Raw genomic sequence first — 13,682 nt, forward strand, 5'->3', positions numbered from 1 at the left:
TCCGCTCCCGGAAGTTCGACGCTTACCGATTTTTTACAAACAAAGCCATCGATTCCAGATGACTGGTATGAGGGAACATATCAAGCATTCCCAATTTCACCAACTGGAATCCCTGGCTCAGCAAGCTTTGGCTGTCACGAGCAAGCGTAGCAGGATTACACGAGACGTAAACCACGCGTTTGGCACCCAAAGCTGCCAACTGGTCAACAATCCCTGCCGCACCGGCTCGGGCCGGGTCGAGTAGTACTTTATCAAATTTTTCCGCTGCCCACGTCTCGCCAGTCATATCTTGTTCCAAATTCGCCTGATAAAACGAGACGTTATGCAGATCATTGCGCGTGGCATTGGCCTTGGCTCGCTCGACCATGTCGTCAATCCCTTCAACACCCACGACCTGTTTGGCAAGCTTAGCCAGTGGCAAACTAAAGTTACCCAAACCACAGAACAGATCTAACACGCGCTCCTCGGGGGTAACCGCCAACCACGCCAGCGCTTGGGCAACCATGGCTTGATTAACCTGCTGATTGACCTGAATAAAGTTGCTGGGCAAAAACGGAATCGTCACCCCCGCTTCACCATAGACGGCGCCGTCACCGCAAACGTGCTCCAGTGACTCGCTGCTGGGCATGCGATACAGCGTGAGGTCGTGCTGAGCGGCAAACGCCGCCAATGCGCTTTGGTCTTTGGCGGCCAGTGGCGCCAGATGACGCAGCACCAACACGCGCGTGTTGTCGGCTTTGACCAATTCAACGTGACCCAATTGCTCCGGATGCGCAAAGCCGCTCAGCAATGCGTGCAGCGCTGGCAACAGAGCATTCAAGCTTGGTTCGAGCACCGCACAGTCGGTGACGGTGACAATGCTCTTGCTCTGCTTGCGACGAAAACCAAACTGCAGCTGCTGCGTTTTTTTATCCCAAAGCAGGCTCAGGCGCGCGCGGCGGCGATAACCGGTATCGCAAGCACTCACCGGCGGCGACAACGCCAGTTGCTGACCGGCAAATTTAGCCATCAGTTGGCTGAGCGCCTGTTGCTTGTGTTCAATTTGCGCAGCGTGCGCCAGATGCTGTAAGTCGCAGCCGCCGCACTCGGCGTAATGCGGGCAAAACGGCGTGACCCGTTGCGCGCTGGGTTTCAGCACCTTAATCAGCTTGGCGCGAGCAAACTTACTTTTGCTTTCGGTCAGTTGCATCAGCACGTCTTCACCGGGCAACGCGCCCTCAATGAACACCGGTTTACCGTCGTGATACGCAATGCCTGCGCCTTGATGATCGAGTTTCGTCACCGCGACGGATTGGTGTTTCTGATTGAGGGTGGTTTTCTTTTTCGGTTGGAAAAAACGTGCCATGCTCTGTGCCTAAGTGTGATTTATATGATGGTTTTCGCCCCAGCATCACTATTCTGCTTGGGGAAGATTGTCGAAGTTACTGTACTTGAATTAAGCTAACCGCTTATTCGAAACGTCGGCGAATCATTTTGCCGGCTATTTTCCCATATCCACACCACGATGTTTAGACAATAATGACCCGATATGGCTTACGTGCGCGCGTAATTACTCTCACTCTGGCTCCGACCTTGATTATCGGGCTGCTGCTCAGCGCTCTGTTTTCGTTCAACCGCTATCACGATCTGGAAACGCAGGTCCTCAATGCCGGGGCGAGCATCATTGAACCGCTGGCGATTGCCAGTGAAGATTCGCTGAAAAATCAAAGTCGTGAATCCGTGCGTCGCATCATCAGCTACGCGCACCGCAAGAATTCGAAATTTGTTCGCAGTATCGCCGTGTTCGATGCGCGTCATGAGTTGTTCGTGACCTCGAACTTCCACCCGAATTTCGAAGCACTGATGTACCCGAAAGACAAACCGATTCCGGTGCTCAGCAGCTCGCAACTTGACGACAACACCCTCATTCTGCGCACCCCCATTTTGGCTGAAGGCCGCTTGGTTGAAGACAGCCTCAACGCGCAATCGACCCCAGTGCTGGGCTATATCGCGATTGAGCTCGACCTCTCATCGCTACGTTTGCAGCAATATCAGGAAATTTTCTCCGCTTGCTTGGTGCTGATCATGGGCCTGCTGCTCTCGGGCGTGTTTGCTTTCCGCTTGATGCACGATGTGACGCGCCCCATCACACACATGAAGAACATGGTCGATCGCATTCGTCGAGGCCACTTGGATGTGCGGATTGAAGGCAAAATGCACGGCGAGCTGGATTCGCTGAAAAAAGGCATCAACGCAATGGCGGTGTCGCTATCGGAATACCACGTGGAGATGCAACACAGCATCGACCAAGCCACCTCTGATTTACGTGAAACCCTAGAGCAGCTCGAGATTCAAAACGTCGAGTTGGACATCGCTAAAAAACGTGCGCAAGAAGCCGCGCGGGTGAAATCGGAATTCTTGGCCAACATGTCGCACGAGCTGCGCACTCCGCTCAACGGCGTGATTGGCTTTACCCGTCAGATGCTGAAAACCCAATTGACCAACAGTCAGGCCGATTACCTGCAAACGATTGAAAAATCGGCCAACAATCTGCTGACCATCATCAACGACATTCTCGACTTTTCGAAACTAGAAGCGGGCAAACTGGCGCTGGAAAACATTCCATTTGAGTTCCAAGAAACGCTGGAAGAGGTGGTTAACCTGCAAGCCACCAGCGCGCACGAGAAAGGCTTGGAAATCACCCTGAAAGTGGATCCGAAGATCCCGGCCGGTTTGGTGGGTGACCCGCTGCGCATTCAACAAGTTCTGACCAACTTGGTCGGCAACTCGATCAAATTTACCGAACGTGGCAACATCGACATCAGCGTCGAAATGCGCTCGCAGCGTGATGATGTGGTGGAGTTGCAATTTATGGTGCGCGACACCGGCATCGGGATTTCCGAGCGTCAGCAAGCGCAGCTATTCCAAGCCTTCAGTCAGGCCGACGCCAGTATTTCTCGCCGCTACGGCGGCACCGGGCTGGGCTTGGTGATTACTCAGAAACTGGTCAGTCAGATGGGTGGCGAAATCAGCCTGACCAGCCGACTGCACCAAGGGTCTACTTTCTGGTTTACCCTGCGCCTGCACATCACCGAAATGCCGATGAGCGACTGGCTGGATCCAAAAGCGCTGAGCCAAAAACAGTTGCTATTGGTGGAACCGAACATGCAAGCGGCATCGATTGTGCAGCAATTGCTGGTACAAGCGGGCCTGACGGTGACATACCGCTCAGCGATGCCGGAAGAGTCGGATCACTTCGATTATGTACTGCTCAACCTCGCACCAAGCAAAGAGACCGATGTCGAGTTGGTGGAACAGTGGGTGCAGCGCTCGATTGGCATTTCATCACACGTGATTATCGGGACGCCAAGTACCGAGCTGGCGCTGGCCGACCTGCTGATGAAGCAGTATCCGGTGCAGTGCATTACCAAGCCGCTGTCGCGTAAGAAACTGCTGCAAACCCTGATCGCCCATCAACCTGTGGTGATCGACGCGCCCGCTCAAGCCGTGCCAGTGAAACAAGACAAGATGCCACTCACCGTAATGGCGGTCGATGACAACCCGGCCAACCTGAAACTGATCACAGCACTGCTGCAAGAGCGCGTCGAGGCGGTGGTCTCCTGCACCAACGGCCAAGATGCGATTGAGCAAGCGCGCCAGCGTCATTTTGATATCATTTTGATGGACATTCAGATGCCGCACATGGATGGCGTGACGGCGTGTAAGGCAATTAAACAACTGGAACTCAATCAGAATACGCCCGTGATTGCCGTCACCGCCCATGCGATGTCTGGCGAACGTGATCGCCTGCTGAAAGCAGGCATGGACGATTACCTCACCAAACCGATCGAAGAGCATATTCTGCAACAGGTTCTGGTGCACTGGAGCCCTGATTCGCTGCGACACGATGTCGACAAGCTGGAGCTGCCCGAGCCGATTGCCTTTGATGCCACCGCCATCCACCGGGAAGAGCCGGAACACAGTAACATCATCGTTGACTGGCAGGCGGCGCTCAAACAGGCGGCCAATAAGGAAGACTTAGCACGCGAGATGCTGAGTATGCTGGTCGAGTCGATTCCGGAAGTGAATCAGGTGGTGGCCATGGCGCTCGAAGACGATGAATATTCGATTGCCGATCTGCTGCATCACGTCCACAAACTGCACGGCAGTTGTTCGTACAGTGGCGTCCCTCGCTTGAAAAAAGTATGTGCCACGCTGGAGCAAACCCTGCGCTCAGGCGCCAGCATCAGCGATGTCGAGCCGGAATTGTTTGAACTGCAGGATGAGATGGACAAGGTCATCGCCACCGCGCAACCTTACTTAACCGAGCAGCCTGAGTAGAGGGCTGCGACCGCAAACAAAAAAAAGAGGTGCTTAGCACCTCTTTTTTATTGTTGCGATAGCGTTCTGCTTCACGCTTCGAGGATCACCGTCGCCACCGCATAATGGCGCTCGTCCGAAATGGTCAGATGCACCGACACTACGTGACTGCGCTGCGCCAGCTCCGCCGCTTTACCACTCAAGCGAAGCAGTGGCTTGCCCTGCTCATCATTGCTGATGGCAAAATCTTGGAAACTCACGCCCTGCGCGATGCCCGTCCCCAAAGCTTTGGAAGCGGCTTCTTTGGCAGCAAAACGCTTAGCCAGATAACGCCCTTGTTGCTTGAGGCCATCGAACTGCGTGAGTTCTTGCGCCGTCAGAATGCGCTCAGCAAACGCGCGGCCGCTGCGAGCGAGCGCTTTTTCAATGCGCTCAATTTCTGCGATGTCTGTGCCAAGTCCAACAATCATGCGAATTAACGACGTGCGTCGTCCATCACGGCTTTCATGTCGGCAACCGCTTTCGACAATCCATCAAACACCGCGCGACCAATGATCGCATGGCCGATGTTGAGTTCGTAGATTTCCGGAATCGCCGCAATCGCCGCCACGTTGTGGTACGTCAGGCCGTGACCTGCGTTGACCATGATGCCTTGATCAGCCGCGTAGCTTGCTGCCGCTGCAATTTTCTTCAACTCGTTTTGTTGGTCCACTTCGCACGTTGCATCGGCATAATGGCCCGTGTGCAATTCGATGAATGGCGCGCCACACGCTTTCGCCGCGTCGATTTGTTCGCGGTCGGCGTCAATGAACAGCGACACTTTGATGCCCGCAGCAGTCAGTGTTTGCGTCGCGGCTTTAACTTTCTCCAACTGACCCATCACGTCAAGGCCACCTTCAGTGGTCAACTCTTCACGCTTTTCCGGCACCAGACACACAAACTCTGGTTGCGTTTGCAGCGCAATCTCAACCATTTCATCGGTCACGGCCATTTCTAGGTTCATTCGAGTCTGAATCGTTTCACGCAGAATGCGTACGTCACGGTCCAGGATATGGCGACGGTCTTCTCGCAGGTGAACGGTGATACCATCCGCTCCCGCGCGCTCCGCAATTTCAGCCGCGTGCACAGGATCCGGATATTTGGTGCCGCGTGCGTTACGCAAAGTGGCGACGTGGTCGATATTCACACCTAAAAGAATTGAGCTCATTTTCCTACACTCCGTGCTCTGGGTTGCATTGCTTGCCGGAACAATTCCCGGCTTTTTAAAGGTTTACCGCCAAGATACGGCTTTAAGGCAATGCGTGTAAAGCGTTTTGCCGCCTGCAGTTGTTCTTTGGTGGTAAAGCGGCGTTCGCTGATCGCAATCAGTTCATTGCCAAGAAATGTCAGGTTATCGCGCCGCACCGACGCAATAAAGCCTTTTTGCTCGCGGTAACGATAGGTCATCGCCGGGTCTACCGGCTCCCCCGTTCCCGCGCAATGAAGAAAATCGACGCCATACCCAAGTGACGACAGCAGCGCCAACTCAAAACGGCGCAGCGGTGGTTCAGGGTTATCGCTTTGTGCCAGCTCAGTCAGGGCAAACAGGTAATCATGAAACAGGCCCGGCGACGGCACTTCCGGCGCCAAGACGCGGCCAACCAATTCGTTGACGTACATGGCTGAATAGAGGTGAATGCCGGTCAGTGGCAGTCCGAGGCTGATCGCTTCGGCTTGGCGCAGCGTTTTCATCGAACTGTTGCCCGACCATTTGAGCAACAGTGGCGTAAACGGCTGCAAGGCCCCTTTGAGGTTGGAGCGCTTGCTACGCGCGCCTTTGGCGAGCAGCGTCAGTCGTCCGTACTCTTCGCTGAACACATCCAGAATCAGGCTGGTTTCGCTATACGGACGCCGATGGAGCACAAAGCAGCGTTGTAGACCGTCTGACATAGTGGGCAATCCGTTCTCGCAGTGGGCAAAGCGTCAATAAAACACTGGCCCCATAACGGAGCCAGTGCAGGAGAGATTATAGGTCGTCGATGTAACCCAGTGAGCGCAGCGCACGTTCGTCGTCCGCCCAGCCCGATTTCACCTTCACCCAAGTTTCCAGATACACCTTGCGGCCAAACAGCTCTTCCATATCCAGACGCGCTTGGCTGCCGATGGTTTTGATCTTTTCACCTTTGTTACCAATCACCATTTTTTTCTGGCCGATGCGTTCCACCAGAATCAGGGCGTTGATATGGAAACCGTCGGTGTCCGGATTGTAGTCAAAGCGTTCAATTTCCACGGTCACTGAGTAGGGCAACTCTTCACCGGTGAAACGCATCAGTTTTTCACGAATGATTTCTGATGCCATAAAGCGCTGTGAGCGGTCGGTGACGTACTCTTCCGGGAAATGGTGTACCGCTTTTGGCAGGTGATCGCGCACGTGCTTGCGCAGCACCTCAACGTTCTTGCCAAGCTTGGCGGAAATTGGCACTACATCGACGAAGTCCATCTTGTTCGACAGCTCCATCATGTGCAGCATGACGTCGTTGCGGTCTTTGACGTTATCGACTTTGTTGACACACAGTACGACCGGGAAGTTGGCATTCTTCAGCTTATTCAGCACCATCTCATCATCGGCGGTCCAGTGCGTGCCTTCCACGACAAAAAACACCAGATTCACGTCGCTGAGCGAGCTGCTCGCCGCACGGTTCATCAGGCGGTTGATGGCGCGTTTTTCTTCAATATGTAGCCCCGGTGTATCGACGTAAATCGCCTGATAATCACCATCGGTATCCACACCCATAATGCGGTGACGCGTGGTTTGTGGTTTGCGCGACGTGATCGAAATCTTCTGGCCGAGAATGTTATTCAGCAGCGTTGATTTCCCCACGTTCGGACGACCCACGATCGCCACGAAACCGCAGTGTTGATTGTCGGGTGAAGATGAACTTTCACCACTGGATGCAAAATATGCATCGATATCGAATTCTTGATCAGACATTTGTCAATTGCTCTAGTGCCGTTTCCGCAGCCGCTTGTTCTGCCTTGCGGCGGCTCGTACCTTTACCGATCACAGGCGCTCCGATGCCTGCAATGTCACACGCGACAGTGAATTCCTGATTGTGTGCTTCACCTTTAATATTAGTCACAGTGTAGACAGGCAGCGGTTTTCTTCTGCCTTGAAGGAATTCCTGCAAGCGCGTTTTCGGGTCTTTTTGCGAAACGCCCGGCTTAATCGCTTCCAGACGAGACTGATACCAGCTCAGCACTGTCGCGCGCGCCACTTCGATATCGCTATCGAGATAGATCGCACCGATAATCGCTTCTACTGCATCGGCCAAAATTGAATCACGACGGAAACCGCCACTTTTCAACTCGCCTGGACCTAATTTTAAGTAATCTCCTAGGTCGAATTCACGGCCCAGTTCTGCAAGCGTATTTCCACGCACGAGAGTGGCTCGCATGCGACTCATGTCGCCTTCGTTCACTTTCGGAAAACGATGGTAAAGATCATCTGCAATGACAAAACTTAAAATTGAATCGCCCAGAAACTCAAGACGTTCATTGTGTTTACCATTGGCGCTGCGGTGTGTCAGCGCCAAAGAGATAAGCTCAGCATTGTTAAACTGATAGCCAAGCTTAGTTTCTAGTCTACTAATTGGAGAATTCATACTCTCTCGATGTGTTGCGATCAGCGCTCGCTGACCTAGTTAATACCACCAATGCGGTTAAAACGCACACCAGTTGGAATCCAAGCCGGTAGCACGCTGTCTGACGCACGATCAAACTCAAAGCTGATCCAAATCGCCACCGCTTTACCGACTAAGTTTGCTTCTGGAACAAAGCCCCAAAAACGGCTGTCAGCACTGTTGTCACGGTTATCACCCATCACAAAGTAGTGCCCTTGTGGAACCACCCATTCGTTCACGCCACGGCGCGGTTGATAGTCGTTGACGTTATCAATACGCAGCGGGTTAATCAGAATGTTGTGCTTCACTTCACCCAACTGCTCATCAAGCTGAATCAGGGGGATGTTATTTTGAATGAACGGACTCTCCACCACGTTGGAAAGCTTCACTTGTTTGCATTGCGCTTCGCCTTTGGGCTGAATGCACACTTCTTTGGCGCTGCTGTAACGCACGGTATCGCCCGGCATGCCGACGACACGTTTAATGTAGTCAACACTTGGCTCTTTCGGGTATTTGAACACCACAATGTCGCCACGATGCGGTTTGCCCGTTTCGACCAATTGTGTCCGCCACACTGGATCTTTCAGACCGTAGGCGTATTTCTCCACCAGAATGAAATCGCCCACCAGCAAGGTTGGCATCATCGAACCCGATGGAATCTGAAACGGTTCAAATACAAATGAACGCAGCACCAGCACAAACGCAATCACAGGGAAAATCGACACCGCGTTTTCCACCCACCACGGTTGTGGATGAATTTTCGCCGTCAATGAGGCATCAATACCGTGGGTTTCACTTTGCAGTTGCGCCATTTTTGCTTGACGCTTCTTCGCCCACACCCATTTTTCCAGTGCCCAAATGACACCTGTCACGAGTGTGAAGATGACCAGAAAGAGTGAAAATGTATTCGCCATTGACTTCCCTTATCTAAAAATACGAAAAGTGAAAGAGCCGAGACCCTTTCACTTGAGAGTTAATGCAAGCAACTGACCGTCACCGATAGAGTTTAATCTTTGCCTACGTGAAGAATGGCCAAGAACGCCTCTTGAGGAAGCTCAACGTTACCGATTTGCTTCATGCGTTTCTTACCTTCTTTCTGTTTCTTCAACAGTTTCTTCTTACGGCTCACGTCACCACCGTAACATTTCGCCAGAACGTTTTTACGCAGCTGTTTCACCGTAGAACGCGCGATGATGTGGTTACCAATCGCCGCTTGAATCGCGATATCAAACATTTGGCGAGGAATGAACTCTTTCATCTTCTCAACCAGCAGACGACCACGTGACTGAGACTGATCTTTGTGCGTGATGATCGCCAATGCATCCACTTTGTCGCCGTTGAGCAGTACGTCGACACGTACCATGTTCGACGCCTCAAAACGCTGGAAGCCGTAATCGAGTGACGCATAACCGCGAGACGTTGATTTCAGACGGTCAAAGAAATCCAAGACCACTTCAGCCATCGGAATATCATAGGTCAATGCCACTTGGTTCCCGTGGTACACCATATCGACCTGAATGCCGCGTTTTTCGATACATAAGGTAATCACGTTACCCAAGTAATCGGCTGGCACCAGAATGTTACAGCGCGCAATCGGCTCACGAATTTCTTCAATATCGTTAATGGCCGGCAGTTTGGCCGGGCTATCCACGAGCATCAGTTCTTTGTCGGTTTTCAGAACTTCATACACAACGGTTGGTGCCGTGGTGATCAGATCCAGATCGTATTCACGTTCCAGACGCTCCTGAATGATTTCCATGTGCAGCATGCCAAGGAAACCACAACGGAAACCAAAGCCCAGTGCGGCCGACGTTTCTGGTTCGTAGAACAGCGAGGCATCATTCAGGCTCAATTTGCCCAGTGCATCACGGAACGCTTCGTAATCATCAGACGACACCGGGAACAGACCCGCGTAAACCTGAGGTTTCACTTTCTTAAAGCCCGGCAGTGGTTTGTCACAGCCGTTCTTCGCCAGCGTCAGGGTATCGCCCACAGGCGCGCCGAGAATGTCTTTAATACCACACACAACCCAGCCCACTTCACCCGTTTCGAGATCGTTCGTGTCGACTTGTTTTGGTGTGAAAATACCCAAGCGATCCACACCCCAAACCTGGCCAGTGCTCATCACTTTGATCTTGTCGTTTTTCTTCAGCTTACCGTTTTTGATACGTACCAACGACACCACGCCCAAGTAGTTATCGAACCACGAGTCGATGATCAGGGCTTGCAGGGGTGCATCAGGATCGCCTTCTGGCGCTGGAATCGCAGACACGATTTTTTCCAGCACTTCATCCACGCCCACGCCGGTTTTGGCTGAACAACGCACCGCATCGATCGCATCGATGCCGACGATGTCTTCAATCTCTTCAGCCACACGTTCAGGTTCTGCGGCAGGCAGGTCAATCTTGTTCAAGATTGGCACCACTTCCAGATCCATTTCGATCGCGGTATAGCAGTTTGCCAAGGTCTGAGCTTCTACGCCCTGACCTGCGTCGACCACCAGCAGTGCGCCTTCACACGCCGCTAGAGAACGGGACACTTCATACGAGAAGTCCACGTGTCCAGGAGTGTCGATGAAGTTAAGTTGGTAGGTTTCGCCATCTTTTGCATGGTAATCGAGAGTCACACTCTGCGCTTTGATGGTGATGCCACGCTCACGTTCAAGATCCATGGAGTCCAGAACTTGCTCGGCCATTTCACGGTCGCTTAATCCACCACAGACTTGGATTAAACGGTCAGATAGGGTCGATTTACCATGGTCAATGTGGGCGATAATCGAAAAGTTACGAATGTGCTTCATAGGTTTGGGATGACTAAACTCTTACTAATTAGGACATAAGAAAGGCCGCATCTGGCGGCATTTCATTCAAGTTGGCCGATTCTACCCAATTTCGTTGGGGTTCGCACCATAATTTAGGCGATGGGTTGCCCAAGCACGCGCAGCAGAACCACCTCTTGTGCAGAGCGTTTCTCCAGTTGTGTCGAACCCCGTTTGGCCATCGCGATGCCTAATCCAATAAACAGCAGCGAGGTAAGAATGATGATGCCCTCCCCCATGCCAAGCAGCGGAGCTAACCACGCGTCCGCTAACCAAGCGCCGAGGATCATCATCAGCAACGGCACCAGATACACCAGCGCGGCCGATTGCAGCAGGCTTTTCTCAGGAAAACCAATTTCAACCACCTGGCCTTGCTCTACTTTTTTATCGGTATCCAATTGCCAGAACAGCGCTTTATTACCCACCGCTTTGGAGACAATGCCCGTGCCACAACTTTTTGAAGACGCACAACCGCTGCAACTGGTTTGTTGCTCGCAACTGAGTTCAACATGATAGCCGTGTTTTTGGCTGGCAACGGCGGTCACGGTGGCTAAGGCGGTCATCATGGTTTAGGCGCTCCGTCGGTATGGAACACCACAGACTGAGCGATGCGTTTGGCAGTATCAGGCGGAATGTCGCCCACCACCGAGATTTCGCTGTCGCCTTTCACAAAGCTGTGCAACGTGCGGCGGCCTTGGCGAACCAACTGACCTTTGAGTGAATAGTTGTCACTGGCAGAGACGTACACCGAGAAACTAAATAGCCCATCCGAGAACATTTGGCTTTCCACCAAGCGTTCGGTAATCGCCATGCGGTAACGGTTCAATTCCAATGGTTTAAAGCCTTCCGGCGTCCAACCCACCGACCAAAACGTGTCGGTAATATTGCCTTTCGGCAGCGACAGGACTTCTGGCAGTTGGACTTTGTTCAGCCCAGACATCAGCTCCGCCAGTTTGTCACTGATGGAGTAAGAAATGGTGCGGTATTGCTCCAGCACTTCCCCATCACGATCCACCAGATCGGCGCGCAACGGCAGGTTACTGTGCTCGTCGACCCACAACACATAGGAGTAACGCAGGCCATCTTTCGGCACGATACGCAGCACTTGGCATGCCGCGCCCGCTTCACGGGCTCGACCCACTTTGACGAAATCGTAATATTGGCTGAGCTCATTCACATCGCTGTTGAGCATCGGAATGGTCGGGGCGACCATGTTGCCCGATTCGATAGTAAAGGGCTCAACTCCCGGCTCAACATAACTGACCTCGTTGCCGCGACGAATCACTTCGCGCACCGGACCGCTGAGGTACACCAAGTGAGCCAACTGTTGATCGTTGGCTTCACGCGCATGACGATACAACAACGGTTCAATGCTGTTTTTCTTAATCAGGATATAAGACAGTTCATAATTGAGATGCTGACTGGCATCGTTCATTTGATGCAACAAAGCCTCTGCAGACTCTTCCTCTGCAAAGGCTGGATTGATGCTCAAACTGAACAGTGTCAGTGCACTGATCAGAAATTTCTTCATTCAACTACCGGTTCGACTGGATCGGAATGAGAGCCTAAGTTCTCACTGTTCAATCTTAATTGAAGTTCATAGTCTTGCAGCAACGCATTCACACGGCGACGTTGTTCTTGCACGTTCGCTTCATTGCTGTGGCGTTCAACAGATTCGCGCGTCAGGCTAACAGGTTCTGCACTGCCTGAAAACGGAATCGTTTGAAGCACTGGCAATTGATCTTGCTGTGGCGTCGCACCATCGGTGCCACCATATTGCTGAACGCCCAAAATTACCGCTAAAGATACGCAAGCCGCGACCGCGACTTGACCAAACTGGGATAACCAAGCCGGTAACTGACGACGCGCTTGCTCAGGCTTAGGCTGAGACTCAATGCGAGCTTGGTTGATATCGGTAATATGGGTCGTGGCAGTGCTAAACGTCGAATGCGCCGGTTCATTTTCCAACGCGAGTGCGACACTTTCAGCGATATTCCATTCTGGTCGCTCAGGCGCCTCACCACGCAGCACATCACCAATCAGATGGTAATTTTTCCACGTGTCGAGACCGTCGCGGTCGCTGGCCAATTCTTGAATTAGCAGCTTATCGACCAGTTCTCCATCCATGAGCGCTGAAAGTTTCTCTTTGTCAGCCATTATTTTCACCATTGTTGTTGCTCGTTAGCGCTATAAAAGAGGTTTAATTCTTTTTTCTACCGCCTCACGAGCACGGAAGATACGAGAACGCACCGTACCTACGGGGCAATCCATGACTTCAGCGATGTCTTCATAGCTTAAGCCTTCTAGCTCTCGCAATGTCATCGCGGTTTTCAAATCTTCAGGCAACGCTTCTATCGCACTAAACACCGCCTGCTTTAACTCTTTGGACAGCGTAATGTTTTCTGGGTTCGATATTTCTTTTAATGCGTTGCCGCTTTCGTAAAATTCAGCTTCTTCAGCATCAACATCGCTTGCCGGCGGACGACGGCTTTGTGCCACGATGTGATTTTTTGCAGTATTAACAGCAATACGGTAAAGCCAAGTGTAAAACGCACTTTCGCCGCGAAAAGTCGGAATCGCACGGTAAGCTTTGATAAAGGCTTCCTGCGCAACATCCGCCACATCTCCTGAATTGCTCACATACCTGGAAATAAGATTGCAGACCTTGTTTTGATATCTCAGTACCAAAAGATTAAACGCTTGCTTATCTCCGTTCTGAACTCGCTCAATCAACACTTGATCGGTCAGCTGCTCGTTCATTCGAGCGGTTACTCCTATTGTTATATTCCGTACCTTCTCAGATATGGACTCTAATGATGCAAAATGTTGCCTTGACACCACTGCCTACATGAGCACTATTGTGACTCAGCCGCGCAGGGAAAGTTCAATTCTGTGTGAATTTTTTT

The 13,682-nt window shown here is 52.1% G+C and carries 13 protein-coding genes; 1 reads left to right on the top strand and 12 read right to left on the bottom strand.

Annotated elements, in window-relative coordinates:
- Positions 1–22: 22 nt before the first annotated feature.
- Positions 23–1,345, bottom strand: a complete 1,323-nt coding sequence (gene rlmD / locus ACS18Q_RS12510; protein WP_238810580.1) for a 23S rRNA (uracil(1939)-C(5))-methyltransferase RlmD — start codon at positions 1,343–1,345, stop codon at positions 23–25.
- A 173-nt stretch (positions 1,346–1,518) separates the two neighbouring features.
- Here rlmD and barA point away from each other — a divergent pair, with 173 nt between their 5' ends.
- Positions 1,519–4,320: a two-component sensor histidine kinase BarA gene (barA, locus tag ACS18Q_RS12515; RefSeq protein ID WP_041942482.1), complete on the top strand. Its 2,802-nt coding sequence runs from the start codon at positions 1,519–1,521 to the stop codon at positions 4,318–4,320.
- Positions 4,321–4,391: 71 nt separating this feature from the next.
- Here barA and acpS read toward each other — a convergent pair whose 3' ends face one another.
- The 11 genes from acpS to rpoE all read right to left on the bottom strand — a co-directional run bounded on the left by acpS (position 4,392) and on the right by rpoE (position 13,536).
- The gene (gene acpS, locus ACS18Q_RS12520; RefSeq protein WP_004729139.1) at positions 4,392–4,769 is read right to left on the bottom strand and encodes a holo-ACP synthase; all 378 of its coding nucleotides are present in this window, start codon (positions 4,767–4,769) and stop codon (positions 4,392–4,394) included.
- Positions 4,770–4,774: 5 nt separating this feature from the next.
- Entirely contained in the window at positions 4,775–5,506 is a 732-nt protein-coding gene (pdxJ, locus tag ACS18Q_RS12525) for a pyridoxine 5'-phosphate synthase (protein WP_004729141.1), read from the bottom strand.
- Positions 5,503–6,228, bottom strand: coding sequence for a DNA repair protein RecO (recO, locus tag ACS18Q_RS12530; RefSeq protein ID WP_004729143.1), 726 nt, complete (start codon positions 6,226–6,228; stop codon positions 5,503–5,505). The genes pdxJ and recO overlap by 4 nt, the downstream gene beginning before the upstream one ends.
- 76 nt (positions 6,229–6,304) lie before the next feature.
- On the bottom strand, positions 6,305–7,270 hold the full coding sequence (era, locus tag ACS18Q_RS12535; protein ID WP_004729145.1) for a GTPase Era: 966 nt from the start codon (positions 7,268–7,270) through the stop codon (positions 6,305–6,307).
- Positions 7,263–7,940: a ribonuclease III gene (rnc, locus tag ACS18Q_RS12540; RefSeq protein WP_004729147.1), complete on the bottom strand. Its 678-nt coding sequence runs from the start codon at positions 7,938–7,940 to the stop codon at positions 7,263–7,265. The genes era and rnc overlap by 8 nt, the downstream gene beginning before the upstream one ends.
- Before the next feature lie 35 nt (positions 7,941–7,975).
- Positions 7,976–8,872 carry a signal peptidase I gene (lepB, locus tag ACS18Q_RS12545; protein ID WP_441257131.1) on the bottom strand — a complete coding sequence of 299 codons (897 nt, stop codon included), beginning with the start codon at positions 8,870–8,872 and terminating at the stop codon, positions 7,976–7,978.
- A gap of 92 nt (positions 8,873–8,964) precedes the next feature.
- A complete protein-coding gene (gene lepA, locus ACS18Q_RS12550) occupies positions 8,965–10,758 on the bottom strand; it encodes a translation elongation factor 4 (protein WP_004729151.1) in 1,794 nt (597 codons plus the stop codon).
- 113 nt (positions 10,759–10,871) lie between these two features.
- On the bottom strand, positions 10,872–11,342 hold the full coding sequence (locus ACS18Q_RS12555) for a SoxR reducing system RseC family protein (protein ID WP_004729153.1): 471 nt from the start codon (positions 11,340–11,342) through the stop codon (positions 10,872–10,874).
- A complete protein-coding gene (gene rseB, locus ACS18Q_RS12560; RefSeq protein ID WP_004729155.1) occupies positions 11,339–12,307 on the bottom strand; it encodes a sigma-E factor regulatory protein RseB in 969 nt (322 codons plus the stop codon). Before rseB ends, ACS18Q_RS12555 begins: the two co-directional genes overlap by 4 nt.
- Positions 12,304–12,933, bottom strand: a complete 630-nt coding sequence (locus ACS18Q_RS12565; RefSeq protein WP_041942481.1) for a sigma-E factor negative regulatory protein — start codon at positions 12,931–12,933, stop codon at positions 12,304–12,306. Before ACS18Q_RS12565 ends, rseB begins: the two co-directional genes overlap by 4 nt.
- Positions 12,934–12,963: 30 nt before the next feature.
- Complete coding sequence (rpoE, locus tag ACS18Q_RS12570) at positions 12,964–13,536, bottom strand: RNA polymerase sigma factor RpoE (protein WP_004729159.1); 573 nt, start codon at positions 13,534–13,536, stop codon at positions 12,964–12,966.
- Positions 13,537–13,682 lie beyond the last annotated feature (146 nt).

The organism is Vibrio sp. Vf1514, from assembly GCF_052076135.1.
Classification (GTDB): Bacteria; Pseudomonadota; Gammaproteobacteria; order Enterobacterales; family Vibrionaceae; genus Vibrio; species Vibrio furnissii.